The organism is Enterobacter sp. WCHEn090032, from assembly GCF_003986875.1.
Lineage (GTDB): Bacteria > Pseudomonadota > Gammaproteobacteria > Enterobacterales > Enterobacteriaceae > Enterobacter > Enterobacter sichuanensis.
In genome coordinates, this window is sequence record NZ_RXRN01000013.1 from 121,553 (window position 1) to 146,953 (window position 25,401).

The window sequence follows — 25,401 nt, forward strand, 5'->3', positions numbered from 1 at the left end:
GTTAATCTCCTTTCAGGCAGCTCGCATACTGGTTCGCCAGTTGGCTGAGGAACTGCGAATAGCTCGCTTTGCTCAACTGGATATTCGTTCCTAGCGGGTCAAGGGTCCCCATGCGCACGGATGTCCCCCTGGCCACGGCTTCTACGACCGCTGGCCTGAACTGTGGCTCAGCAAAAACGCATGTTGCTTTTTGCTCAACCAGCTGTGTTCTGATTTCATGTAAACGCTGCGCACCAGGCTGAATTTCAGGGTTGACGGTGAAATGACCCAGCGGGGTCAGGCCGTAGTGTTTCTCGTAATAGCCGTAGGCGTCATGAAAAACGAAATACCCTTTTCCTTTCAGCGGTGCGAGCTCATTACCTACCTGCTTATCGGTTGCGGCTAATTGTGCCTCAAAATCCTTCAGGTTGGCGTCAAGTTTGGCTCGACTTTGCGGCATAAGTTCCACTAATTTGTCATGGATTGCAACCGCCGAAAGCCGCGCTATCTCTGGGGAAAGCCAAAGATGCATGTTGTACTCGCCGTGATGGTGATCCTCATCACCTTTTTCACTGTCAGCATGATGATGGTCATGTTCGTCACCGTCGTCATCCGCGCCTTTCATGAGCAGCGGTTTCACTCCGGGGAGTGCGGCAATCGCGACCTGTTTTTCGCCCGCGATCTGTTTTGCCGACTTCTGCATAAACGCTTCCATTTCTGGTCCAATCCAGACCACTAAGTCTGCGTTTTGTAAGCGTTTTACATCCGAAGGGCGCAGGGAATAGTCATGCTCAGATGCCCCATCCGGGAGCAAAACCTCAGTCTGTGTCACCCCATCAGCAATGGCCGACGCGATGAACCCGAGCGGTTTAAGCGAAGCGACAACGGCAGCGTTAACATCTTGTGCGGTTGTACCCCAAAGGGCAGCGGATAATGCTGCGAAAAGAAGCGTATTTTTATGTAACATAATGCGACTAATCATCGTAGTGAATGCGTGAAATGTGATATTATAACATTCGTTGACTTCTTCAAGCTTAAAATGACATGACGACATTGGTTTCTCTTGAAAATATTTCGGTCTCATTTGGTCAGCGCCGCGTCCTCTCTGACGTGTCGCTGGATCTGAAGCCCGGTAAAATTCTAACGCTGCTCGGCCCCAATGGCGCAGGTAAATCGACCCTGGTGCGCGTGGTGCTGGGTCTGGTCGTCCCCGATGAAGGCGTGATCGCGCGAGAGGAAAAATTGCGAATCGGCTATGTGCCGCAAAAACTTCACCTCGATGCCACGCTGCCCCTGACGGTCAGCCGTTTCCTGCGTTTGCGTCCCGGCACGCGGAAAGCGGATATTCTCCCGGCACTGAAACGCGTGCAGGCGGGTCATCTTATCGATGCGCCGCTGCAAAAACTCTCCGGCGGCGAAACGCAACGTGTTTTACTTGCCCGCGCGCTGTTGAGCAGCCCACAGCTGCTGGTTCTGGATGAGCCCACCCAGGGGGTGGATGTTAACGGCCAGGTCGCGCTGTACGACCTCATCGACCAGCTGCGGCGGGAACTGAACTGCGCGGTGCTGATGGTCTCCCACGATTTACATCTGGTGATGGCGAAAACCGATGAAGTGCTGTGCCTCAACCATCATATCTGCTGTTCCGGCACGCCTGAAGTGGTGTCAATGCATCCGGAATTTATCTCCATGTTCGGCCCTCGCGGCGCTGAACAGCTGGGCATTTATCGCCATCATCATAATCATCGCCATGATTTACAGGGACGAATCGTTCTGCGTCGGGGAAATGGACACTCATGATTGAATTATTACTGCCCGGCTGGCTGGCCGGGATTATGCTTGCCTGCGCCGCGGGGCCGCTGGGCTCGTTTGTGGTGTGGCGCAGAATGTCCTATTTCGGTGATACCCTGGCGCATGCGTCTCTGTTGGGCGTTGCCTTTGGACTGCTGCTGGATGTAAATCCCTTCTATGCGGTGATTGTCGTCACGCTGCTGCTCGCGGCCGGTCTGGTCTGGCTGGAAAAACGCCCTCACCTTGCCATCGACACGCTGCTGGGCATCATGGCGCACAGCGCCCTGTCCCTGGGTCTGGTGGTGGTCAGTCTGATGTCGAATATTCGTGTCGATCTGATGGCCTACCTGTTCGGCGACCTGCTGGCCGTGACGCCGGAGGATCTGATCGCTATCGCCATTGGCGTGATCGTGGTCCTGGGGATTTTGCTCTGGCAGTGGCGTAATCTGCTGGCGATGACCGTCAGCCCCGATCTGGCGTTTGTCGACGGCGTGAAGCTGCAGCGTGTAAAACTGCTGCTGATGCTGGTGACGGCGTTAACCATAGGCGTGGCGATGAAGTTCGTTGGTGCGCTGATTATCACCTCACTGCTGATTATTCCGGCCGCCACGGCGCGTCGTTTTGCGCGTACGCCGGAACAGATGGCCGGCGTGGCGGTTATCGTCGGCATGATTGCCGTGACGGGGGGATTAACCTTCTCCGCATTCTATGACACGCCTGCGGGGCCGTCCGTGGTGCTGAGCGCGGCGGTGTTGTTTATTTTCAGTATGATGAAAAAAACCGCGCAGTAGTCAGCATGTCCCCGGTGGCGCTTCGCTTACCGGGGCGACAAAACCCTTCCCCACTCAGGGCATTGCCGGCGGCGTAATGCCGAAATGATTCCACGCCCGCACCGTCGCCATACGTCCACGCGGGGTGCGCTGCAGGAACCCCTGCTGGATGAGATACGGCTCAAGCACATCTTCGATCGTTTCGCGCTCTTCACCGATCGCCGCCGCCAGGTTATCCAGCCCGACCGGACCGCCAAAGAACTTGTCCAGCACCGCCAGCAGCAGCTTGCGGTCCATATAGTCAAAACCTTCAGCATCAACGTTCAGCATATCCAGCGCCTGCGCGGCAATCTCGGCTGAAATCGTGCCATCATGCTTTACTTCAGCAAAGTCGCGCACGCGGCGCAGCAGACGGTTAGCGATACGCGGCGTGCCGCGGGAGCGCTTCGCCACTTCAAACGCCCCTTCTTCGCTCATATCCAGCCCCATGTAGCGCGCGCTGCGTCCCACAATATGCTGCAGGTCCGGCACCTGATAAAACTCCAGGCGCTGCACGATACCAAAGCGGTCACGCAGTGGAGAGGTTAACGACCCGGCACGGGTGGTGGCACCAATCAGGGTAAACGGCGGGAGGTCGATTTTGATAGAGCGCGCAGCCGGCCCTTCACCGATCATGATATCCAGCTGGTAATCTTCCATCGCCGGATAGAGCACCTCTTCCACCACTGGTGACAGGCGGTGGATCTCATCAATAAACAGTACATCATGCGGTTCGAGGTTGGTCAGCATCGCCGCCAGATCGCCCGCCTTCTCCAGCACCGGGCCGGAGGTGGTGCGCAGATTGACGCCCATCTCATTGGCGACGATATTCGCCAGCGTGGTTTTCCCCAACCCCGGAGGACCAAAGATCAGCAGGTGATCGAGCGCATCGCCGCGCAGTTTTGCCGCCTGGATGAAAATTTCCATCTGGGAACGGACCTGCGGCTGGCCGATATACTCATCAAGCAGTTTCGGGCGGATCGCGCGATCCACCACATCTTCTGCCTGAAGGGTGCCTGCCGATACCAGGCGATCTGCTTCAATCATCCTTTACCTCACAATGCAGCGCGCAGCGCTTCACGAATCAGGGTTTCACTGCTGGCATCCGGTTTGGCAATTTTGCTCACCATACGGCTGGCCTCCTGAGGTTTATAGCCCAGCGCCACCAGCGCAGCAACCGCTTCTTGCTCGGCGTCATCATCCGTCGCAGGCGCGCCAGGAGACGTCAGTACCAGATCGGCCGCCGGTGTGAAGAGATCGCCATGCAGTCCTTTAAAGCGGTCTTTCATCTCGACAATCAGGCGCTCGGCGGTTTTTTTGCCGATGCCAGGAAGTTTAATCAGCGCCGCAGGATCTTCACGCTCAACGGCATTCACAAACTGCTGGGCTGACATGCCGGATAGAATTGCCAGCGCCAGTTTCGGCCCCACCCCATTGGTTTTAATCAACTCGCGGAACAGGGTACGCTCCTGTTTGTTATTGAAACCGTACAGCAGTTGCGCATCTTCACGCACCACAAACTGGGTAAAGACAATCGCCTCTTTGCCCGCGTCCGGCAGCTCGTAGAAACAGGTCATCGGCATATGGACTTCATAGCCCACGCCACCCACTTCCAGCAGCACTAACGGGGGTTGTTTTTCAATGATGATGCCTCTGAGTCTGCCTATCACGTGACGCTCCTGCGTTCTGGAAGAAATTAACTGCCGACATAATAAAAAAAGGCTGGATAAACATCCAGCCTGATTTGTCATTATCGTAACCTGCCTCGCGCCAGATTGAGCCGCGACTCGCTCATTTGCATCGCGTTCTGGCTGACGTGGCAGTGGGTAATCGCGATAGCCAGCGCATCCGCGGCATCGGCCTGCGGGTTCGCGGGAAGCTTCAGCAAGGTCCGCACCATGTGCTGTACCTGGCTTTTCTCCGCGCTACCAATCCCCACCACCGTCTGCTTGACCTGTCTTGCCGCGTATTCGAATACCGGCAAATCCTGGTTCACCGCCGCCACAATGGCCACCCCCCGCGCCTGACCGAGCTTTAACGCCGAATCGGCGTTTTTCGCCATAAAGACCTGCTCGATGGCGAAATAATCTGGCTGAAACTGGGTGATGATCTCCGTTACGCCTGCATAGATAAGCTTCAGGCGTGACGGCAGATCGTCCACTTTGGTGCGAATACACCCGCTGCCAAGGTAGGTTAGCTGGCGTCCAACCTGACGGATGACGCCATAACCGGTGACGCGTGAGCCAGGGTCAATCCCGAGGATAATCGACATCACGCGTCTCCTGTAACGGATCTACACGCTCTCATCAGAGAGTCGCTGCAACCTCATCAGAGATTTCACCGTTGTGATACACTTCCTGCACGTCGTCGCAGTCTTCCAGCATGTCGATCAGACGCAGCAGTTTCGGCGCGGTTTCCGCATCCATGTCTGCTTTGGTGGAAGGGATCATGGAGACTTCCGCGTTGTCCGCTTTCAGACCCGCCGCTTCCAGCGCATCACGCACCGCACCCATCTCTTCCCACGCGGTGTAAACATCAATTGCGCCATCATCGTAGGTCACGACGTCTTCCGCACCGGCTTCCAGCGCCGCTTCCATGATCACATCTTCGTCGCCTTTCTCGAAGGAGATGACGCCTTTTTTGCTGAACAGGTAGGCCACGGAACCGTCAGTCCCCAGGTTACCACCGCATTTGCTGAAGGCATGACGCACTTCTGCAACGGTACGGTTACGGTTGTCAGACAGACATTCAACCATCACCGCGGTACCGCCAGGGCCGTAACCTTCATAAATGATGGTTTCCATGTTCGCGTCTTCATCACCGCCCACGCCACGTGCAATAGCACGGTTCAGGGTGTCACGCGTCATGTTGTTAGACAGCGCCTTATCCACCGCCGCGCGCAGACGCGGGTTAGAAGCCGGATCGCCGCCGCCCAGACGCGCTGCAGTCACCAGCTCGCGAATAATTTTAGTAAAGATCTTACCGCGCTTGGCATCCTGTGCCGCTTTGCGGTGTTTGGTGTTGGCCCACTTACTATGACCTGCCATAAAAAGTTCTCCAAAAATCGCGCCTTCTCAGGCTGCGTTAATTACAAATTCTTCAATCGCCTGCCGGTTGCTCCACGACTTGGTCAGTGCGGCGGCATCCGCCGCATTCACCCAGCGGTAGGTCAGGTGTTCGGTAAACACGATCTCCCTCTCATGGGGAAGCGCGAGACAGAACCACGACTCCGTATTGCGCTCGGTACCCGGCGCGTAGCGATGACGTAAATGGCTAAAAATTTCAAACTCCACCGTACGCTGACAGTCCTTCAGGGTCAGTTGCTCGCGGGCAACATCAATGGCGACCTCTTCCTTTACTTCGCGCGCGGCGGCCTGCAACGCGGTTTCCCCCTCTTCCAGACTGCCGGTAACCGACTGCCAGAAATCAGGGTCATCGCGCCGCTGCAACATCAGCACCCGCTTCGTGTCTTCTGCATAGATGACCACCAGGACCGAAACGGGAAGCTTATATGTCATATCAGTTTTTCTCTTCCTTCTTCACCACGTCAATGCCCAGCTCAGCCAGCGCGGCCGGGTTGGCAAAGCTTGGCGCTTCGGTCATCAGACACGCTGCTGCGGTGGTTTTCGGGAAGGCAATAACATCACGGATGTTATCGGTGCCGGTCAGCAGCATGGTCAGACGGTCAAGACCGAAGGCCAGACCCGCATGCGGAGGCGTACCGTATTTCAGCGCGTCCAGCAGGAAGCCGAATTTCTCGCGCTGCTCCTGCTCGTTGATGCCCAGGATACCGAACACGGTCTGCTGCATTTCACCGCTGTGAATACGCACGGAACCGCCGCCCACTTCGTAGCCGTTGATGACCATATCGTAGGCGTTGGCGACCGCATCTTCCGGTGCCGCTTTCAGCTCTGCAGCCGTCATGTCTTTCGGCGAGGTGAACGGGTGGTGCATCGCGGTCAGGCCGCCTTCGCCGTCATCTTCGAACATTGGGAAGTCAATCACCCACAGCGGCGCCCATTTGGACTCGTCGGTCAGGTTCAGATCTTTACCCAGCTTCAGACGCAGCGCGCCCATCGCATCCGCAACGATTTTCTTGTTATCTGCGCCGAAGAAGATCATATCGCCGTCCTGCGCGCCGGTGCGCTCAAGGATCGCTTCCACGATCTCCGCGTTCAGGAATTTCGCGACCGGGCTGGTGATCCCTTCCAGGCCTTTCGCGCGCTCGGTGACTTTAATATAAGCCAGACCTTTCGCGCCGTAGATCTTGATGAAGTTGCCGTAGTCGTCAATCTGCTTACGGCTCAGTGCCGCACCGCCCGGTACGCGAAGCGCAGCAACACGGCCTTTAGCGTCGTTAGCCGGGCCGGCAAAGACCGCAAACTCTACGGATTTCACCAGGTCCGCCACGTCCACCAGCTCCATCGGGTTACGCAGGTCCGGTTTATCAGAGCCGTAGCGACGCTCGGCTTCGGCGAAGGTCATGATCGGGAAGTCGCCCAGCTCAACGCCTTTCACGTCGTTCCACAGGCTACGCACCAGCGCTTCCATCACTTCACGCACCTGTTCGGCGGTCATGAAGGAGGTTTCCACATCGATCTGGGTAAATTCTGGCTGGCGGTCAGCACGCAGGTCTTCGTCACGGAAGCATTTCACGATCTGATAATAGCGATCGAAGCCTGACATCATCAGCAGCTGTTTGAACAGCTGTGGAGACTGTGGCAGCGCGTAGAATTTGCCTTTGTGAACGCGGGATGGCACCAGGTAATCGCGCGCGCCTTCCGGCGTGGCTTTGGTCAGCATCGGGGTTTCGATGTCGAGGAAACCGTGGTCATCCATAAAACGGCGCACCAGGCTGGTGATTTTCGCACGCGTTTTCAGGCGCTGAGCCATTTCCGGGCGACGCAGATCCAGGTAGCGGTATTTCAGACGCGCTTCTTCAGTGTTGACGTGGTTGGAGTCCAGCGGCAGCGCTTCAGCACGGTTGATGATCGTCAGATCGGACGCCAGCACTTCAATGGCACCGGTCGCCATATCCGCGTTGACGTTTTTCTCGTCACGCGCACGCACGGTGCCGGTGACCTGAATGCAGAACTCATTACGCAGCTCAGAAGCCAGCTTCAACGCGTCCGCACGATCCGGATCGAAGAACACCTGAACGATACCTTCGCGGTCGCGCATATCGATGAAGATAAGGCTACCAAGATCACGACGACGGTTGACCCAACCACACAGGGTTACCTGCTGTCCGACGTGGGACTGACGCAGCTGCCCGCAATATTCTGTACGCATGAGATATCCCTTAATTAGCCGCAGGCTAAATGTCGCCTGGTGTGCAGGCTACTATGTCGCAGCTTTCTGTATGTCACAACTGGATGAAAAAAGGCGGCTATTATACTGGAAATTCCGCCGGACGATAAGAGCGAACCACGGCCAGACGGTCGTTTGCTGCACGCTTATTGTCTATTCTCACAAAAATTAACAAAATTATCCGACCGATAACAGGCCATCACGTCGTATGGTGTCTGGAAGTGGTTAATTTAACGGGAGTAACGATGTTAACATTTGATGCCAGCAAAACCGCGCTTGTGGTGATTGATTTACAGGAAGGCATACTGCCCTTTGCCGGTGGCCCGCACAGCGCGGACGACGTGGTAAGCCGCGCCGCTCGCCTGGCGGAAAAATGTCGCGCCAGCGGTGCCCCGGTGGTTTTGGTCCGTGTCGGCTGGTCAGCCGATTACGCCGAAGCGTTAAAACAGCCCGTTGACGCACAGGCTCCTGCGCGTGCCCTGCCGGAAAACTGGTGGACGTACCCGGTCTCACTCGGCAAACGCGACAGCGACATTGAAGTGACTAAACGTCAGTGGGGCGCATTTTACGGCACCGATCTCGAGCTACAGCTGCGCCGTCGCGGCATCGACACCATTATCCTGTGCGGCATTTCCACCAACATCGGCGTGGAATCTACCGCCCGTAACGCATGGGAGCTGGGCTTTAATCTGGTGATTGCCGAAGATGCCTGCAGCGCAGCCACCGCGGAACAGCACCAGGGCAGCATGACCCATATCTTCCCGCGCATTGGCCGCGTGCGCAGCACAGATGAGATTTTACGCGCGCTATGATGTATGTGGGTTTGCCCCAGTGGTCGCACCCGAAATGGGTGCGACTTGGCATCACCAGCCTTGAGGAGTATGCCCGACACTTCAACTGTGTCGAGGGTAACACCACCCTGTATGCGCTCCCCAAAGCAGAGGTTGTTACGCGCTGGCGGGAACAAACGACGGATGACTTCCGCTTCTGCTTCAAGTTTCCGGCCACCATTTCCCACCAGGCCGCGCTGCGCAACTGCGGAGAGTTAACCGAAGAATTTTTTATGCGCATGTCGCCGCTGGCGAACCGCATTGGTCAGTACTGGCTCCAGCTTCCCGCCACCTTTGCCCCGCGCGATCTGCCTGCGCTCTGGCAGTTTCTGGATGCCCTGCCCCGTGACTTCACCTACGGCGTTGAAGTCCGACATCCGCAATTCTTTGCGAAGGGCGAAGCGGAAAAAGCTCTCAATCGCGGCCTGCTTGAGCGTTCCGTTAACCGGGTGATCCTCGACAGCCGCCCCGTCCACAGCGCCATCCCGCACAGTGAAGCGATTGTGGATGCCCAGCGCAAAAAACCGAAAGTGCCGGTTCACGCCATTGTGACCGCGCAGAACCCGATGGTCAGGTTTATCGGCAGCGATAATATGCAGCAAAACCAGGCGATGTTCGCCGTCTGGCTGCAGACATTAGCGAAGTGGGAACAGACCACCACACCGTATCTCTTTTTGCACACGCCGGATATCGCCCAGGCACCCGAACTGGTCGATGCTCTGTGGCAGGCCTTGCAGGCTGCGGTCCCGGCCGTAGGAAGCGCCCCTTCCATTCCACAACAATCTTCTCTTTTCTGATATCACCCCCTATCATAGGGAGGTGCCATCTGCCAAAAACAGGGAGTTTGTATGGTCAGCGCGCTGTATGCGGTGTTAGGTGCGTTACTGCTGATTAAGTTTTCATTTGATGTTGTGCGCCTCAGAACGCAGTACCGCGTCTCTTACGGCGACGGCGGATTTTCCGAGCTACAAAGCGCTATCCGCATTCACGGCAATGCGGTTGAATATATCCCCGCGGGATTAATTCTGTTGCTTTTTATGGAGATGAATGGCGCAGAAACCTGGATGGTACACATCTGTGGCCTGCTGCTGATTGCTGGCCGGCTAATGCATTATTATGGCTTTCACCATCGCCTGTTCCGCTGGCGTCGTTCCGGCATGAGTGCGACCTGGTGTTCACTTTTGCTGATGGTGCTGGCTAACCTGTGGTATATGCCGTGGGAGTTGGTTTTCTCCCTCCATTAGCGCACAATACGCCACTTTATTTTTCCCGGATTTTTACGTTATGTCAGATCGCGACACGCTTTTTTCCGCGCCTATCGCCAGCCTGGGCGACTGGACCTTCGATGAACGGGTAGCTGAAGTCTTCCCGGATATGATCCAGCGCTCTGTTCCCGGTTATTCCAATATTATCTCTATGATCGGCATGCTGGCTGAGCGCTTCGTTCAACCCGGCACGCAGGTCTATGACCTGGGCTGCTCGCTCGGCGCGGCAACGCTGTCGGTTCGTCGTAATGTTCACCACGAAGGCTGTCGGATCATCGCCGTCGATAATTCCCCGGCCATGGTGGAACGCTGCCGTCGCCATATTGACGCGTACAAAGCCCCTGTTCCGGTGGAGGTGGTGGAAGGCGATATCCGTGATATCGAGATCAATAACGCGTCGATGGTGGTGCTGAATTTCACCCTGCAGTTCCTGGTGCCTGAAGACCGCCAGCGTCTGCTGGACAAAATTTATAAGGGGCTGAATCCTGGCGGCGCGCTGGTGCTCTCAGAGAAATTCAGCTTTGAAGATGCCGAGGTTGGCGAGCTGCTGTTCAATATGCACCACGATTTCAAGCGTGCGAACGGCTACAGCGAGCTGGAGATCAGCCAGAAACGCAGCATGCTCGAAAACGTGATGCTGACGGACTCCGTGGAAACCCACAAAGCGCGCCTGCGTCAGGCCGGTTTTGAGCACAGTGAACTGTGGTTCCAGTGCTTCAACTTTGGCTCTCTGGTGGCGCTGAAAGCGGGGAATGCGGCATGATTGAGTTCAGCAACTTTTATCAGCTGATTGCCAAAAGCCCGCTCTCCCACTGGCTGGAGACGCTGCCTGCGCAAATTGCCGCCTGGCAGCGGGACCAGCAGCACGGCCTGTTAAAACAGTGGTCGAATGCGGTGGAATACCTGCCCGAGCTGACCCCGCATCGTCTGGATCTCCTGCACAGTGTGACTGCCGAGAGCGCAGAGCCGCTTCCGGCAGGTCAGGTCAACCGCATCGAAACGCTGATGCGTAACCTGATGCCGTGGCGTAAAGGGCCATTTTCCCTTTACGGCGTGAACATCAATACCGAATGGCGCTCTGACTGGAAATGGGATCGCGTTCTGCCGCATCTTTCCGACCTGACAGGGCGCACCATTCTGGACGTCGGCTGCGGCAGCGGTTACCACATGTGGCGCATGATTGGCGCAGGGGCGCATCTGGCAGTGGGTATTGACCCGATGCAGCTCTTCCTGTGCCAGTTTGAAGCGGTGCGTAAACTGCTGGGTAACGACCAGCGCGCGCACCTGCTGCCGCTGGGCATTGAGCAGCTCCCGGCTCTGAAAGCCTTTGATACCGTGTTCTCCATGGGCGTGCTTTACCATCGCCGCTCTCCGCTGGAGCATTTATGGCAGCTTAAGGATCAGCTGGTCAGCGGCGGTGAACTGGTGCTGGAAACGCTGGTGGTGGAAGGTGACGAAAATACCGTTCTGGTGCCGGGTGACCGCTACGCGCAGATGCGCAACGTTTACTTCATCCCTTCCGCGCTGGCGCTGAAGAACTGGCTGGAGAAGTGCGGGTTTGTGGATGTACGGATTGCCGACGTCAGCGTGACCTCCATCGAGGAACAGCGCCGCACCGACTGGATGGTCACCGAATCGCTGGAGCAGTTCCTCGACCCGGCCGATCGCAGCAAAACCATTGAAGGCTATCCCGCCCCGATACGTGCGGTGCTGATTGCCACGAAGCCGTAGTATTTATCCCCTCACCCTAACCCTCTCCCCAAAGGGGAGAGGGGACGATTACACCCTCGCCCCTTTGGGGAGAGGGTCGGGGTGAGGGGCGAATGGCGAATAAAAAAAGGCCCCTGTTGAAATTGCAGGGGCCTGGTACAAGCAAGCATCATATTGGGCGACATGATGCGCGGTAAAAATCGGTACGTTGCTACACGTGATGGCGCTCAATCAGCGACTTCATTTCCGCAACCGACTCTCCCTCTACACCGTAGCGTGAGTACTCATCCGCTTCAGCATCCGTCGACATTGACAATCCTGTATTGCGATAACGCATGGGCGACGGCATCCATTTGCCTGCCGAGCTGTGCAGCTCTTCAACCCCGGCGTTTAAAAACCGTTCCAGATTGCTGGCACGGACTCCCGCACCCGCCATTATTATTGGAACACCGGAATGGGCTTTTAGTTCCGTAATTAATTGCAGTCCCTTTTCAGCAGACGCCTGCTGCCCGGATGTCAGAATGCGCGCCACGCCCAGTTCGCCCAGCGTATCAAAGGCTTGCAGGGGGTTTTTACACATATCAAACGCACGATGAAACGTGACGGCCATTCCTTTCGCGGCGTCCATGACCTGACGCATACGCGGCAGATCGATTTCACCGTCTTCATTAAGCAGACCAATGACCAGACCGGGGAACCCCAGATCGCGCACGAGGGCGATATCTTCAAGCATGGCGCAGAACTCACCCGGCGTGTAACAAAAATCGCCGCCGCGAGGACGAATAATCGGGTGAACGGGAACGGTGATGGCCTCACGGGCAGACGTCAACACGCCGTACGAGGGCGTCAGCCCGCCCTCTTTGGGGGCTGCGCACAGTTCGATGCGGTCAGCTCCGTGTTTTTGCGCGGTCACGGCACACTCCACGCTGTAACAACAAATCTCCAGCAGCGCCATTTAATCCTCCTGAAATCCCACTTAACGAATCATCATGACACGCCGGCCGTTTTCAGTCCCGGCGTGAACTCACATCTCTTACGCTTCACTGGCAACAATCTGCTCAATGGTCCACGGATGAAACTTCACCGTGACCTGTCCGTCAGTGACGGCAAGCGTCGGGTTAGGTAACCGCTCGCGTTCGCCTTTGGGGGAGCTCGTTTTCACATAAATCCCCGGCTGGCTTAAGCCTTCGTCAGATAACAGCGCCAGCGCGCGCGCGTTCAGTGTTTCAGGCTCACCCGGCAGGACAATTTCGATGTGTTCCCAGCCTTCGTGCGGATAGCGTTTCTCGCCCGGCCACGGCAGTTCAACCACGGTAAATTGCCAGTGCGCCACGCAGACCGGCTGGTGCAGTTTGAACAGGCAAATCGGACGGCCATTAATGATGTTCTCAGAGAGTAACTCGCCACACTGTTCGAACCCGCGACGCCAGCGATCGGCGGTCGCATTCTGATGGCAGCGCAAAGAGATGTGATCGGCCTCAAGCGGCGCGATATCCAGACCAAGACGGGTGGCAAGTTCTGTGAACGCCTGGGTGAAGCGCGGTAAATCTGCGGAAATATCATGCAGTTCGTCAATGGATTGCCAGTTCGCCATAAGTCAGTCTCTTATCGTGTCGCAAAGCCGCTAATTTACTCTGTTGCCCTGTTTTGACCAACCGCTGAATACGGCTTTTTATGACTGCATGATTATGCACACCTTCTTAGCCTGGATTCTGAGCAATCTTCGGCCCCCGCGATGCTGACGCCAGAGGGCATTTGCAGTATACTCCCGCCCTAAATTCTTTAACTGGCGCGGGCGGTTGTAGGCCCGCATCAAAAACGTAAGGTATCCAGGTGAATATTCAGGCTCTTCTCTCCGAAAAAGTCAGTCAGGCACTGATTGCCGCAGGCGCGCCTGCGGATTGCGAACCGCAGGTTCGTCAGTCAGCAAAAGTACAGTTTGGCGACTATCAGGCTAATGGCGTGATGGCAGTGGCTAAAAAACTGGGCATGCCGCCGCGACAACTCGCTGAGCAGGTACTGACGCATCTGGATCTCTCCGGCATTGCCAGCAAAACTGAAATTGCCGGCCCGGGCTTTATTAATATCTTCCTGGATCCTGCGTTCCTGGCAAGCCACGTTGACGCGGCACTGAAATCTGACCGTCTGGGTGTTTCCCGGCCACAAGCGCAGACCGTGGTCATCGACTACTCCGCCCCGAACGTGGCGAAAGAGATGCACGTTGGCCACCTGCGCTCCACCATCATCGGTGATGCCGCGGTGCGTACGCTCGAATTCCTTGGTCACAAGGTGATCCGCGCGAATCACGTGGGCGACTGGGGTACGCAGTTCGGCATGCTGATTGCTTACCTGGAAAAACAGCAGCAGGAAAACGCGGGTGAAATGGCGCTGGCGGACCTGGAAGGGTTCTATCGCGAAGCCAAAAAACACTACGACGAAGACGAAGCCTTTGCCGAACGCGCGCGTAGCTACGTGGTAAAACTGCAGGGCGGCGATCAATACTTCCTCGAGATGTGGCGCAAGCTGGTTGACATTACCATGTCTCAGAACCAGCTCACCTATAACCGTCTTAACGTCACCCTGACCCGTGACGACGTGATGGGTGAAAGCCTGTACAACCCAATGCTGCCGGGTATTGTGGCTGATTTGAAAGCGAAAAACCTGGCGGTTGAGAGCGAAGGCGCAACGGTTGTGTTCCTTGATGAGTACAAAAATAAGGAAGGCGAACCGATGGGCGTGATCATCCAGAAAAAGGATGGCGGCTACCTCTACACCACTACCGATATCGCCTGCGCGAAATACCGTTACGAAACGCTGCACGCCGACCGCGTGTTGTATTACATCGACTCCCGTCAGCATCAGCACCTGATGCAGGCGTGGACGATTGTGCGTAAAGCCGGTTACGTACCGGATAGCGTGCCGCTGGAGCACCACATGTTCGGCATGATGCTGGGCAAAGACGGCAAGCCGTTCAAAACCCGCGCGGGCGGTACCGTGAAACTCTCCGATCTGCTGGACGAAGCGCTGGAACGCGCCCGCCGTCTGGTGGCCGAGAAGAACCCGGATATGCCTGCCGATGAGCTGGAAAAACTGGCCAACGCCGTGGGTATCGGTGCGGTGAAATACGCGGATCTTTCCAAGAACCGTACCACCGACTATATCTTCGACTGGGATAACATGCTGGCCTTTGAAGGCAATACCGCGCCATACATGCAGTACGCTTACACCCGCGTGCTGTCCGTATTCCGTAAAGCCAATATTGACGAAAGCGTGCTGGCGAATGCGACAGTGACCATCACCGAAGATCGTGAAGCGCAGCTGGCGGCGCGTCTGCTGCAGTTCGAAGAGACGCTTACGGTTGTCGCGCGTGACGGCACACCGCACGTGATGTGTGCTTACCTGTACGATCTGGCGGGCCTGTTCTCCGGCTTCTACGAGCACTGCCCTATTCTGTCTGCGGAAAATGAAGCGGTCCGTAACAGCCGCCTGAAGCTGGCGCAGCTGACGGCGAAGACCCTGAAGCTGGGTCTGGATACCCTCGGTATCGAAACCGTAGAGCGTATGTAAAAAAAGAAACCCGGCAATCGCCGGGTTTTCTTTTATGCCCTGACGGTGCGACCGTCAGCGGTAGTTCACGATAACGGAATTACTCTGCACTTTCAGCGCCGGGATCAAACGTCCACCGCCCGGAACTTCCCAGATAAAACGTAAAGGTTCGATTGCCGGCACGCCGTTAAACGCTTGGGTCGTACCACTTTCGCCATCGATTTCCGTACAGCGCGTCTGAGAGCAGAGACGCACCTGCAGCCCGGCAGGTGTGGGGCCAATCAGCCTGTAGTTCCAGACCACCAGCCCCATCAGACCGGAAACCGCTTCAGACGGCGACAGCGGGTTAGACGACATGGCGACGCCCCGGTTGCTGAGCGTCACACCCATGCTGCTTGCCTGCCAGGTACCTCCCCCGGCAGCCTGTGCCGCCAGCGGGAAGAACAAAACCCATAACCATTTACGCATTATTTTCCTCCAATCGTGGCTGTCATGCGGATATGACGGTTATCCGACAGTTCCAGATTCGACAGCACCACCAGCTGATTCAGGCTACGACGCAGGAAGCGCGACAGCAGCGGACGCAGCGCATGATTCACCAACAGCACCGGTGGCGCTCCCAGCATCTCCTGACGCGCCAGCGCCTCCTGCGTTTGCGCCAGCAGACGATCCGCCAGACCCGGCTCCAGCCCGCCGCCGCCCTGCAGGGCCTGCAGCAGCAGACGCTCAAGCGGCGTATCGAGGCCAATAACCTGCACTTCCCCGGTTCCCGGGAACCACTGCTGGGTGATCGCCCGGCCCAGCGCCACACGCACCACCGCCGTCAGCTCGTGCGGATCGCTTTGTAACGGCGCATGCTCGGCCAGGGTTTCCAGAATGGTACGCATATCGCGGATCGGTACTTTTTCGTCGAGCAGATTTTGCAGCACCTTGTGCAGCGTGGTTAACGTCAGCACGCCCGGGACCAGATCTTCGGTCAGCTTCGGCATCTCCTGGGTCACGCGATCCAGCAGCTGCTGCGCTTCCTGACGGCCAAACAGCTCCGCCGAGAATTGTCCAATCAGGTGGTTAAGATGGGTCGCCACCACGGTACTGGCTTCTACCACCGTATACCCCTGAATCTGCGCCTGCTCTTTCAGGGCGCTTTCAATCCAGATAGCGGCCAGACCAAAGGCCGGATCGGTCGTTTGTTCCCCCGGCAGCGTGCCTGCGGCAGTGCCCGGGTTAATCGCCAGCCAGCGGCCTGGATAGGCATCGCCGCTGCCAATTTCGACACCTTTCATCAGAATGCGGTAGCGCGCAGGCGGAAGATCCATATTGTCCCGGATATGTACCACCGGCGGCAGGAAGCCCATATCCTGGGCGAATTTTTTACGGATACTGCGAATTCGGCCAAGCAGCTCGCCATCCTGCTGGAAATCGACCATCGGGATCAGGCGATACCCCACCTCCATGCCCAGGGAATCTTCCAGCTGCACATCGTTCCAGGTGGCTTCGACGGCCTGGGTGTTCTCCGGCATCTTGACCGGAACAGGTTCCGCCGACGGTTTGGTTTCACGGCCGCGCATCCACCAGGCAAGCCCCAGCAGAGCTGCCGTAAACAGCAGGAAGACGAGGTTTGGCATCCCCGGCACCAGACCGAGTAACCCGAGAACCGCCGCAGCCAGCAGCATGACGCGCGGGTTGCTGAACAGCTGGCCCACCATCTGCTCGCCAACGTCCTGATCGGTACTCACGCGGGTGACAATCACACCCGCGGCGGTGGAGATCACCAGTGCCGGGATCTGGGCGACCAGACCGTCACCAATGGTCAGCAGCGTATAGCTTTCCGCCGCGTGGCCCATGTCCATCCCGTGCTGCAGTACCCCCACCAGCAGGCCGCCGACCACGTTAATCACCATGATCAGAATGCCGGCGATGGCGTCACCGCGCACAAACTTACTTGCACCGTCCATCGAGCCGTAGAAGTCCGCCTCCTGGGTCACTTCCGCACGGCGTTTTTTGGCTTCATCTTCGGCGATAAGCCCGGCGTTCAGGTCGGCGTCGATCGCCATCTGCTTGCCCGGCATCCCGTCCAGCACGAAACGCGCGCCCACTTCCGCGATACGCCCCGCACCTTTGGTGATAACCATAAAGTTGATGATAACGAGGATAACGAACACCACGATCCCGATAGCGAAATTACCGCCCACCAGGAAGTGGCCGAACGCTTCCACCACTTTACCTGCCGCTGCCGCACCGGTGTGGCCTTCCATCAGGATAATACGCGTGGACGCCACGTTCAGCGCCAGGCGGAGCAAGGTGGTAAACAGCAGAATGGTCGGGAACGCGGCGAACTCCAGGGTACGCTGGGTGAACATCGCCACCAGCAGCACCATAATGGACAGCGCAATATTGAATGTGAAAAGCAGATCGAGGATGAACGCCGGGAGCGGCAATACCATCATCGACAGAATTAGCAGGATCAGAATCGGCCCGGCAAGGATCTGCCATTGGGTCGATTTCAGGTTGCCGGGCAGGCGCAACATTGCCACCAGATTAGCCATCAGTGTCCTTCTCGTTCATAAAATCCAGCGCGGCAGGCACCGGAAGGTTCTCAGGTTTCACAGGCCGTTGACCACCGGCCAGACGCCAGCGCTTCAACTGCCATACCCAGGCCAGCACTTCCGCCACGGCGGCGTAGAGTTGTCCCGGGATCTGTTGTCCAATATCCGCATGACGGTAAAGGGCACGCGCCAGCGGTGGGGCTTCGAGGATCGGCACACGGTGTTCAGTGCCAATTTCACGAATACGCAGCGCGATCAGCCCCGCCCCTTTCGCCACCACTTTCGGCGCGCTCATTTTGTTTTCGTCATAGCGCAGCGCAACGGAGTAGTGTGTCGGGTTGGTGACGATGACGTCGGCCTTCGGCACGTCGTCCATCATGCGGCGACGGGCGGCGGCACGCTGCATCTGGCGGATACGCCCTTTCACGTGCGGGTCACCTTCCATCTGCTTGTATTCGTCACGGATATCCTGACGTGACATCCGCAGTTTCTTGAAGTGGCTATACAGCTGGAAAATCACGTCAAAACCCACCATCGGGATAATGCTGAGCACCACCAGCAGCGCGCAGAGTCCAACCAGGTTCAGCGCATTGCTCATCGCGGTGAGAGGCGATTCGCTGATAAGGCGCATCATTTCCGGCCAGTGGTACCAGAGGTAAAACCCCGCGGAACTGCCCATCAGTACCGATTTGAGAATGGCTTTAAGCAGCTCAGCCCCGGTTTGCGCAGAGAACATTTTCGCAATGCCCGGCAGCGGGTTCAGCTTGGAAAATTTCGGTTGCAGCGATTTGGCGCTAAAGACCAGACCGCCGAGCATGACCGGAGAGACCAGCGCAACCAGCACGACCCCGGTAATCAGCGGCAGCAACGCGACCATCGCCCCTTTTATCAGCTGAATAATCTGGCTGAGGATCAGATTCGGGTCGTTGACCATACTGTGGTCAAAACGTAAGCCGGTTGAGAGCATTCCCGCCAGCTTGCGGGCGAGCGACTCCCCACCCCACCAGATGATGCACACCCCTACGATAAGGATCAGCAGGGACGTTAATTCTCGGGATCGGGGGATCTGCCCTTCCTCACGCGCCTTTTCTAGTCGGTGGGGTGTGGGGGCTTCCGTTTTGTCGTCGTTCTCTTCTGCCACAGTGCATGCTCAGCCCATTACGTCACGGGTATCATGCCAGCGCAGCGGAAATCCAATGGCGGGAAAAGCCCGTTTATTCGGGCTCTTTTCGGTGATTCTGGCGTAAACCGCCTCAGGCGGCGTGACCTCCTGAGGCGGAACGAACCATCAGAAGCCGAGGCTGTCCAGCAGATCGTCGACCTGATCCTGGCTTGCCACCACGCCCGCCTTGCTGGCGTCGAGCTGTGGACCATTAAGCAGGCTTTCGTTCTCGCGTTTTGGACGGGCAGCCGGTTCCGGAATGTTCTCCAGCAGCACCATCAGCAGCTGACGCTCAATCTCCTGGATCACATCCATCATGCGCTTGATCACCTGACCGGTGAGGTCCTGGAAATCCTGCGCCATCATGATGTCGAGCAGCTGGGCGTTGGTGAAGCTGGTATGGCCCGGCACATCCCCCAGGAATTGACGGGTATCGGTCACCAGTTCGCGGGCATCCGCCAGCTCAATCGGGTTCTCAAACCACTCATCCCAGCGTTTGGTCAGTGCTTTCGCCCCCTTTTCCATCGCATCCTGGTGCGGTTGTGACGCTTCAACGCTGTTCAGCGCACGTTCCGCGGCCTGGGCGGTCATCTGAACGACGTAGTCCAGGCGGTCGCGGGCATCAGGGATCGCTTCCGCCGCTTCGGCAATTGCCTGATCCAGTCCCAGCTCACGCAGGCTGTCACGCAGCATGCGCGTCAGGCTGCCGATGCGTACGATGATGTCGCTCGGCGAGTGTTCTTCAACGGGTTTCATAGCAGGTTGCATCATGACCAACACCTCACATGCCGAGTTTCTCGAAGATCTTACCGAGCTTCTCTTCCAGGGTCGCCGCGGTGAATGGCTTCACCACGTAGCCGCTTGCGCCCGCCTGTGCAGCGGCAATGATGTTCTCTTTTTTCGCTTCTGCAGTGACCATCAGAACCGGCATAGAGGCCATTCCCGCGTCCGCACGAATGGTTTTCAGCAGTTCCAGACCGTCCATGTTTGGCATGTTCCAGTCGGAGATAACAAAACCAAACCCGCCCGCCTGCAGTTTGTTCAGCGCGTCAACGCCGTCTTCTGCTTCTTCAACGTTGTTGAAGCCCAGCTCCTTCAGCAGGTTGCGCACGATGCGACGCATGGTGGAAAAGTCATCCACAACCAAAAACTTAAGCTCTTTATCCGCCATAAAATAATACTCCTGAGTCAAATACGTATTGCCTGTCCGGCACTGATTTTCGCCAGCATCTGCTGGCTTACCTGGCTAAGATCGACCACTTCGCTCACGCCACCCATATTGATGGCCTCGCGCGGCATGCCGAACACCACACAACTTGCTTCATTCTGCGCAATCGTCCAGGCGCCAGCCTGGTGCATTGCAAGCATTCCGGCGGCTCCATCGTTGCCCATCCCCGTCAGGATCACCCCAACGGCGTTGCGCCCCGCATGTTTCGCCACCGAATGAAACAGCACATCCACCGACGGACGGTGCCGGTTAACCGGCGGTCCGTCATGAATTTTGATCTGATAGTTAGCGCCGCTGCGCGCCAGCTCCATATGCTTGTCGCCCGGGGCGATATACGCATGTCCCGGCAGCACGCGCTCGCCGTCTTCCGCCTCTTTCACGCTGATCTGGCACAGCTTGTTGAGACGCTCGGCGAACGAACGGGTAAAGCCTGGCGGCATATGCTGAGTGATCAGAATACCCGGACTCGACAGCGGCAATGGCTGGAGTACATGACGAATTGCCTCTGTTCCTCCGGTTGACGCGCCAATGACCAGCAATTTTTCCGAGCTGAGTAACGGACCGGCTTTTAAGGTTGCCGGTGCGGCCATCGGCTTATGCGCGGCAAGCTTCGCCCGCGACGCGGTGCGGATCTTCTCGGCAATCATTTCGCTGTACGCCAGCATCCCCTCACGAATGCCAAGCTGCGGTTTGGTGACAAAATCCACCGCCCCCAGCTCCAGCGCACGCAGGGTGATTTCCGATCCTTTCCCGGTCAGGGAAGAGACCATCACCACCGGCATTGGCCGCAGTCGCATTAATTTTTCGAGGAAATCTATGCCATCCATGCGCGGCATCTCGACATCCAGCGTGAGCACGTCGGGGTTATATTTTTTAATTAAATCCCGCGCTACCAGTGGGTCAGGCGCAGTAGCCACCATCTCCATGTCGCTGTGGCTATTGATAATTTCAGTCATGATCTGACGCATCAGCGCTGAATCATCGACAGACAATACCCTGATTTTACTCATGCTTTTTCCTTACTCAGCGCATATACCGTTTGCCCACGCAGGCTAAACTCACGCACGAGGTTGCTGAAGTTTTCCGAGTGCCCGGCAAACAGTAAACCGTCAGGCTTGAGCAACGGAACAAACCGACGCAATATGTCCTGTTGCGTCGTTTTATCAAAATAGATCATGACGTTACGGCAAAAAATGGCGTCGAACGGCCCCGGCACGTTGTACTGCTTATCCAGCAGGTTAACGGGGGCGAATTCGACGCAGTTCGCCAGCTCCTGGCGTACGCGTACCAGGCCTTCATGCGGGCCGGTGCCGCGCATGAAATACCGCTGCAGCTGCTGCGGAGAGAGTGTTTTCAGTTCATCCTGGCGATAAACCCCGTTACGCGCCTTCTCCAGCACCTCGGTATCGATATCGCTGGCGTAGACTTTCCAGCGTCCGGGAGCCATTCCCAGCGTGTCGGCAAGGGTGATCGCCAGCGAATAAGGCTCTTCCCCCGTCGAAGCGGCCGCACTCCAGACGCGATACTCCCCGGTGCGACGGCGTGCGTGCTCGGCCAGTACCGGGAAGTGGTGAGCTTCGCGGAAAAACGCCGTCAGGTTAGTGGTTAAGGAGTTAATAAAAGCCTGCCACTCAGCGCTGTTCTGGTTCGCTTCGAGCATGCTCAGATAGCGACCAAAATCATCCAGCCCCAGCGTACGCAAGCGCCGCACCAGTCGGTTGTAGACCATGTCTCGCTTATGATCCGCAAGCACGATCCCCGCACGCTGGTAAATTAACTGACATATCCGACGAAAATGCGCGTCGGACAGCGCGAGGCGCTGTGTCATCTGCAACAATAATGACGTTTGCCCAGGAGGCATTGGTGATGTCATAGCGCCTTCTTAATTACATTCAGGATACAACTGGCACGGCCTGCGACCGCCCGACTTCTGTTACTGCTTCAACGTGCTCTTTGACATTAAATACCGCGACCAGCCCGGTCAGGTGATCCGCCTGACTGGCGAGCTGATCCGTTGCCGCTGCCGCTTCCTCAACTAACGAGGCGTTCTGTTGCGTCACCTGATCCATCTGGCTGACCGCCTGTGCGACCTGTTCAATGCCGCGACGCTGCTCATCCGACGCAGAGGCAATTTCGCCCATGATGTCGTTTACCCGCGTGACGGAGGTGACGATCTCATGCATGGTTTGCGCCGCCGTATCCACCAGGGCGGAGCCTTGCTGAACGCGTGACACCGACTCTTCAATCAGGCCCTTAATTTCTTTCGCCGCGTTGGCGCTGCGGCTCGCCAGGTTACGCACTTCTCCCGCCACCACTGCAAACCCGCGTCCCTGCTCACCGGCACGCGCCGCTTCCACCGCGGCATTCAGCGCCAGAATGTTGGTCTGGAACGCGATACCGTCAATTACGCTGATGATGTCACCAATTTTCTGCGAGCTGGCGGCAATCTCCTGCATGGTGCTGGCGACATGAGAGGCCTGATCGCCGCCCTTCTTCGCCGTCATGGCCGCCTGTTTTGACAGGTCAGACGCCTGACGCGCGTTATCGGCGTTCTGGCTTACCGTCGCGGTCAGTTGCTCCATACTGGCCGCCGTCTGCGCCAGGGAGGCCGCCTGCTGCTCGGTACGGGAGGAGAGATCGTTATTGCCTGCCGCAATCTCTGAGATGCCGGTGTGCATGGCATAACTGCCCTGACGCACATCGGACACCGTTTCCCGCAGAGCGCCCTGCATCGCCTTCAGGCTGGCAAAGATCGCCGAGATTTCGTTCTTACCGAACACCGCCACCGGGCGCGCCAGATCCCCCTTCGCAATACTGTCGAAGTGGCTGCTGATGATCGCCAGCGGCTGCACAATCATTTTGCGCGACCAGAGCAGCGCGGCGCCGGTCAGCAAACCTGCCAGAATCACCACCACGGCAAAGATCACGCCCGACATGTGATAGCTTTTACGGCTGTCTTCGCCGGCACGCTGAACAAACTGGTTGATATCCTGCTGCCAGGCGTTAAAGCTGTTGTCAAACGCCGCCTGAGAGGCCTGGACCGGCGCGGTCATAAAGTCCGACAGCTGGTTGTTTTCAAGCCAGGTCGCCTGGTGGTCCAGATCGCTGTACCACTGTTCAAAGTTCTTCTTCATGGCGGCCTTCAGCGCTTTCGCTTTCTCGCTGTCGGCGGCCTGTGCCGTAAAGGTTTTAAACTGTGCGTCAGCCTGCTTCAGGCTGTCGCGCGCGGTGGCCATCAGCGCTTTGATATCATCCGGCGGATAACTCAGCGCGGTTAAGGTTCCCGCCTTATTCAGCGCAGTGCTTGCCTGCAACAGCACGGCACGGGTTTGTGCCAGTGCGGAGCGCTGCTGATTACTCGCCTCAACATCCTGCAAATTCTGATAGCCATCGCGAAACGCCCAAAAAGACAACCCGTTACTGCCAACCTGCAACACACCGCAAAGGATCAGAATCAAAAACAGTGTGGTCGAGATACGAATACGATTTAACATCCACGCTCCCAATAAGCGGCAAGCAGCCGCGGTTTAAATGTCAGTCAAAATGTTTCCCAGTTTTCATCTTGTCCGGTCGTTGCAGAACGCGTACGGTTTGCCGCCGATACAGCGGCGGGTGCGCGATACGTCGCCTGCGGGGTGACCGTATTTCCAGCCAGTGAAGCGAGACGAAACGCCGAGACGGCCATCTTCAGACGGCTCGCCTGGTCTTCCAGAGCAGCGGCCGCCGCAGCGGACTCCTGCACCAGCGCGGCGTTTTGTTGTGTCACGCGATCCATTTCCGATACCGCCAGGGCGACCTGGTCGATACCACGACTCTGCTCATCAGACGCAGAGGCGATTTCACCCATGATGTCCGTCACGCGGGTAACGGCATTCACGATGTCATTCATGGTCTCCCCGGCGCTCTCCACCAGCACGGAGCCTGTATCTACGCGGGAAACGGAATCTTCAATCAGCGATTTGATCTCTTTTGCCGCATTGGCGCTGCGGCTGGCCAGGTTGCGTACTTCCCCGGCCACCACGGCAAACCCGCGCCCCTGCTCGCCCGCACGCGCGGCTTCCACGGCGGCGTTCAGGGCCAGGATGTTGGTCTGGAAGGCAATACCGTCAATTACGCTGATGATGTCGGCAATTTTCTTTGAGCTGTCGGCGATTTCATGCATGGTCTTCACCACGCCGTCCACCACGCGACCGCCGCGCTGCGCGGTCTCGGAGGCACTTTCAGCCAGCTGAGACGCCTGGCGGGCGTTATCGGCGTTCTGCTTCACGGTCGCGGTGAGCTGCTCCATGCTGGCCGCCGTCTCTTCCAGCGCCGATGCCTGCTGTTCAGTGCGGGAAGAGAGGTCGTTATTCCCCATCGCAATTTCGCTGGTGCCGGTATAGATGGCATCGGTGCCGCTACGCACGTTGGCAACGGTATCGATAAGTGAACGCTGCATATGGTCAACGCTGTTGGCCAGTTCGGTGATCTCATTGCGCCCGGACACGGTCAGCGTTTTGGTCAGGTCGCCGCCGGCAATCTCACGAATGTGAGCAATGACGCGACCGAGCGGGTTTAGCAGGATATGACGAATGCCGTACCAGACCGCGACCAGCACAATGACCAGCGCCAGCGCCATCACCGCCATCTGCCATTTTGCGAAGCGGTAGTCATTCTGGCTTTCAGTAAAGGCCGAGTGATAGAGATCCCCGCTGGCTTTGGCATACTCTCCCAGCGCCGCACCGAGCGCGTTTTGCATCCCTTGCGTAGGCTGCGCGAAATAGGCGTCCATGTTGCCGCTCTCCAGGAACTGAATCAGCTCCGTCAGACCGGCATAGTAGGCGTTGTATTTTTCATCAATATTCTGGCTCACCTGCTCCATCGCAGGCTGCGGGGTGATCTTTTTAAAGGCGTCGTAGTGTTTAGCGGCGTCAGCAAGCGTGGCGCGGGCATTCTTTAACAGATCGGTTTTCGCGCTGCTCTGCTGATTGTTGGGATCCATCATCATGCGCGCGGAGGAGCGGCTCAGGTTAATACGCGTTTGCAGCATCAGATCCCACGTGGAGGTGAGTTCACTCTGCTGCAGGCGGAGATCGTTCGAGGCCGCAAAGCTGTCCTGGTTCTGTTTTAATGACGAGAAAAAAAGCCCGCCGGAGATGAGCTGAAGAAGTGCGAAAATGACCAGCACCATCATGAGCATTGTGACAACGCGGATACGGTTCAACATACAACACCTTCTCATAGAT

26 protein-coding genes are annotated in these 25,401 nt (G+C 57.2%); 8 read left to right on the forward strand and 18 right to left on the reverse strand.

Annotated elements, in window-relative coordinates; translation table 11 throughout:
• Position 1: 1 nt before the first annotated feature.
• Positions 2-946 (reverse strand): zinc ABC transporter substrate-binding protein ZnuA, encoded by a 945-nt coding sequence (gene znuA / locus EKN83_RS13315; RefSeq protein ID WP_045286388.1) that lies wholly within the window; start codon positions 944-946, stop codon positions 2-4.
• 77 nt (positions 947-1,023) lie between these two features.
• On the opposite strand from znuA, the gene znuC reads away from it, so the two are divergent.
• Together znuC and znuB are read left to right on the forward strand one after the other, a co-directional pair.
• Positions 1,024-1,779: a zinc ABC transporter ATP-binding protein ZnuC gene (gene znuC, locus EKN83_RS13320; protein WP_047958960.1), complete on the forward strand. Its 756-nt coding sequence runs from the start codon at positions 1,024-1,026 to the stop codon at positions 1,777-1,779.
• A complete protein-coding gene (gene znuB / locus EKN83_RS13325; RefSeq protein WP_025756923.1) occupies positions 1,776-2,561 on the forward strand; it encodes a zinc ABC transporter permease subunit ZnuB in 786 nt (261 codons plus the stop codon). Before znuC ends, znuB begins: the two co-directional genes overlap by 4 nt.
• Before the next feature lie 54 nt (positions 2,562-2,615).
• Here the strand turns inward: znuB and ruvB are convergent, their stop codons facing one another.
• The 6 genes from ruvB to aspS all read right to left on the reverse strand — a co-directional run bounded on the left by ruvB (position 2,616) and on the right by aspS (position 7,871).
• Positions 2,616-3,626 carry a Holliday junction branch migration DNA helicase RuvB gene (gene ruvB / locus EKN83_RS13330; protein WP_025756924.1) on the reverse strand — a complete coding sequence of 337 codons (1,011 nt, stop codon included), beginning with the start codon at positions 3,624-3,626 and terminating at the stop codon, positions 2,616-2,618.
• Between the two features lie 8 nt (positions 3,627-3,634).
• Positions 3,635-4,249 carry a Holliday junction branch migration protein RuvA gene (gene ruvA / locus EKN83_RS13335; RefSeq protein WP_025756925.1) on the reverse strand — a complete coding sequence of 205 codons (615 nt, stop codon included), beginning with the start codon at positions 4,247-4,249 and terminating at the stop codon, positions 3,635-3,637.
• Positions 4,250-4,329: 80 nt separating this feature from the next.
• Entirely contained in the window at positions 4,330-4,851 is a 522-nt protein-coding gene (gene ruvC / locus EKN83_RS13340; RefSeq protein WP_014832404.1) for a crossover junction endodeoxyribonuclease RuvC, read from the reverse strand.
• A gap of 34 nt (positions 4,852-4,885) precedes the next feature.
• Positions 4,886-5,626 carry a YebC/PmpR family DNA-binding transcriptional regulator gene (locus tag EKN83_RS13345; RefSeq protein ID WP_045286369.1) on the reverse strand — a complete coding sequence of 247 codons (741 nt, stop codon included), beginning with the start codon at positions 5,624-5,626 and terminating at the stop codon, positions 4,886-4,888.
• Between the two features lie 27 nt (positions 5,627-5,653).
• On the reverse strand, positions 5,654-6,097 hold the full coding sequence (nudB, locus tag EKN83_RS13350) for a dihydroneopterin triphosphate diphosphatase (RefSeq protein ID WP_025756926.1): 444 nt from the start codon (positions 6,095-6,097) through the stop codon (positions 5,654-5,656).
• A gap of 1 nt (position 6,098) precedes the next feature.
• Positions 6,099-7,871 (reverse strand): aspartate--tRNA ligase, encoded by a 1,773-nt coding sequence (gene aspS / locus EKN83_RS13355; protein ID WP_045286368.1) that lies wholly within the window; start codon positions 7,869-7,871, stop codon positions 6,099-6,101.
• Positions 7,872-8,134: 263 nt separating this feature from the next.
• Here aspS and EKN83_RS13360 point away from each other — a divergent pair, with 263 nt between their 5' ends.
• From EKN83_RS13360 to cmoB, 5 genes are read left to right on the forward strand one after another with little or no spacing between them, the layout of a single operon-like run.
• Positions 8,135-8,701, forward strand: a complete 567-nt coding sequence (locus EKN83_RS13360; protein WP_025756928.1) for a hydrolase — start codon at positions 8,135-8,137, stop codon at positions 8,699-8,701.
• Positions 8,698-9,516: a DUF72 domain-containing protein gene (locus EKN83_RS13365; RefSeq protein WP_126801108.1), complete on the forward strand. Its 819-nt coding sequence runs from the start codon at positions 8,698-8,700 to the stop codon at positions 9,514-9,516. The genes EKN83_RS13360 and EKN83_RS13365 overlap by 4 nt, the downstream gene beginning before the upstream one ends.
• A 51-nt stretch (positions 9,517-9,567) precedes the next feature.
• Complete coding sequence (locus EKN83_RS13370) at positions 9,568-9,963, forward strand: MAPEG family protein (RefSeq protein WP_025756930.1); 396 nt, start codon at positions 9,568-9,570, stop codon at positions 9,961-9,963.
• 40 nt (positions 9,964-10,003) lie between these two features.
• On the forward strand, positions 10,004-10,747 hold the full coding sequence (gene cmoA / locus EKN83_RS13375; RefSeq protein WP_095450083.1) for a carboxy-S-adenosyl-L-methionine synthase CmoA: 744 nt from the start codon (positions 10,004-10,006) through the stop codon (positions 10,745-10,747).
• A complete protein-coding gene (cmoB, locus tag EKN83_RS13380) occupies positions 10,744-11,715 on the forward strand; it encodes a tRNA 5-methoxyuridine(34)/uridine 5-oxyacetic acid(34) synthase CmoB (RefSeq protein ID WP_126801109.1) in 972 nt (323 codons plus the stop codon). The genes cmoA and cmoB overlap by 4 nt, the downstream gene beginning before the upstream one ends.
• A 190-nt stretch (positions 11,716-11,905) precedes the next feature.
• Here cmoB and cutC read toward each other — a convergent pair whose 3' ends face one another.
• Together cutC and EKN83_RS13390 are read right to left on the reverse strand one after the other, a co-directional pair.
• Complete coding sequence (gene cutC, locus EKN83_RS13385; RefSeq protein ID WP_126801110.1) at positions 11,906-12,649, reverse strand: copper homeostasis protein CutC; 744 nt, start codon at positions 12,647-12,649, stop codon at positions 11,906-11,908.
• 78 nt (positions 12,650-12,727) lie between these two features.
• Positions 12,728-13,288 carry a VOC family protein gene (locus EKN83_RS13390; protein WP_045285657.1) on the reverse strand — a complete coding sequence of 187 codons (561 nt, stop codon included), beginning with the start codon at positions 13,286-13,288 and terminating at the stop codon, positions 12,728-12,730.
• Positions 13,289-13,527: 239 nt separating this feature from the next.
• Between EKN83_RS13390 and argS the strand changes: the two genes are divergently transcribed.
• A complete protein-coding gene (gene argS, locus EKN83_RS13395) occupies positions 13,528-15,261 on the forward strand; it encodes an arginine--tRNA ligase (RefSeq protein WP_045285656.1) in 1,734 nt (577 codons plus the stop codon).
• Between the two features lie 54 nt (positions 15,262-15,315).
• Here the strand turns inward: argS and EKN83_RS13400 are convergent, their stop codons facing one another.
• The 9 genes from EKN83_RS13400 to tar all read right to left on the reverse strand — a co-directional run bounded on the left by EKN83_RS13400 (position 15,316) and on the right by tar (position 25,382).
• Positions 15,316-15,708 carry a flagellar protein FlhE gene (locus EKN83_RS13400; RefSeq protein ID WP_025756936.1) on the reverse strand — a complete coding sequence of 131 codons (393 nt, stop codon included), beginning with the start codon at positions 15,706-15,708 and terminating at the stop codon, positions 15,316-15,318.
• A complete protein-coding gene (gene flhA, locus EKN83_RS13405; protein ID WP_045285655.1) occupies positions 15,708-17,786 on the reverse strand; it encodes a flagellar biosynthesis protein FlhA in 2,079 nt (692 codons plus the stop codon). Before flhA ends, EKN83_RS13400 begins: the two co-directional genes overlap by 1 nt.
• Entirely contained in the window at positions 17,779-18,927 is a 1,149-nt protein-coding gene (gene flhB, locus EKN83_RS13410) for a flagellar biosynthesis protein FlhB (RefSeq protein ID WP_025756937.1), read from the reverse strand. The genes flhA and flhB overlap by 8 nt, the downstream gene beginning before the upstream one ends.
• A gap of 147 nt (positions 18,928-19,074) precedes the next feature.
• Positions 19,075-19,719 (reverse strand): protein phosphatase CheZ, encoded by a 645-nt coding sequence (cheZ, locus tag EKN83_RS13415; protein WP_008500432.1) that lies wholly within the window; start codon positions 19,717-19,719, stop codon positions 19,075-19,077.
• 10 nt (positions 19,720-19,729) lie between these two features.
• Positions 19,730-20,119, reverse strand: coding sequence for a chemotaxis response regulator CheY (cheY, locus tag EKN83_RS13420; RefSeq protein ID WP_008500431.1), 390 nt, complete (start codon positions 20,117-20,119; stop codon positions 19,730-19,732).
• Between the two features lie 17 nt (positions 20,120-20,136).
• The gene (locus EKN83_RS13425; RefSeq protein ID WP_014884341.1) at positions 20,137-21,186 is read right to left on the reverse strand and encodes a chemotaxis response regulator protein-glutamate methylesterase; all 1,050 of its coding nucleotides are present in this window, start codon (positions 21,184-21,186) and stop codon (positions 20,137-20,139) included.
• Entirely contained in the window at positions 21,183-22,049 is an 867-nt protein-coding gene (cheR, locus tag EKN83_RS13430; protein WP_008500429.1) for a protein-glutamate O-methyltransferase CheR, read from the reverse strand. Before cheR ends, EKN83_RS13425 begins: the two co-directional genes overlap by 4 nt.
• A 19-nt stretch (positions 22,050-22,068) precedes the next feature.
• On the reverse strand, positions 22,069-23,670 hold the full coding sequence (gene tap, locus EKN83_RS13435; RefSeq protein ID WP_025756938.1) for a methyl-accepting chemotaxis protein IV: 1,602 nt from the start codon (positions 23,668-23,670) through the stop codon (positions 22,069-22,071).
• Between the two features lie 44 nt (positions 23,671-23,714).
• Entirely contained in the window at positions 23,715-25,382 is a 1,668-nt protein-coding gene (gene tar, locus EKN83_RS13440) for a methyl-accepting chemotaxis protein II (RefSeq protein ID WP_025756939.1), read from the reverse strand.
• Positions 25,383-25,401 lie beyond the last annotated feature (19 nt).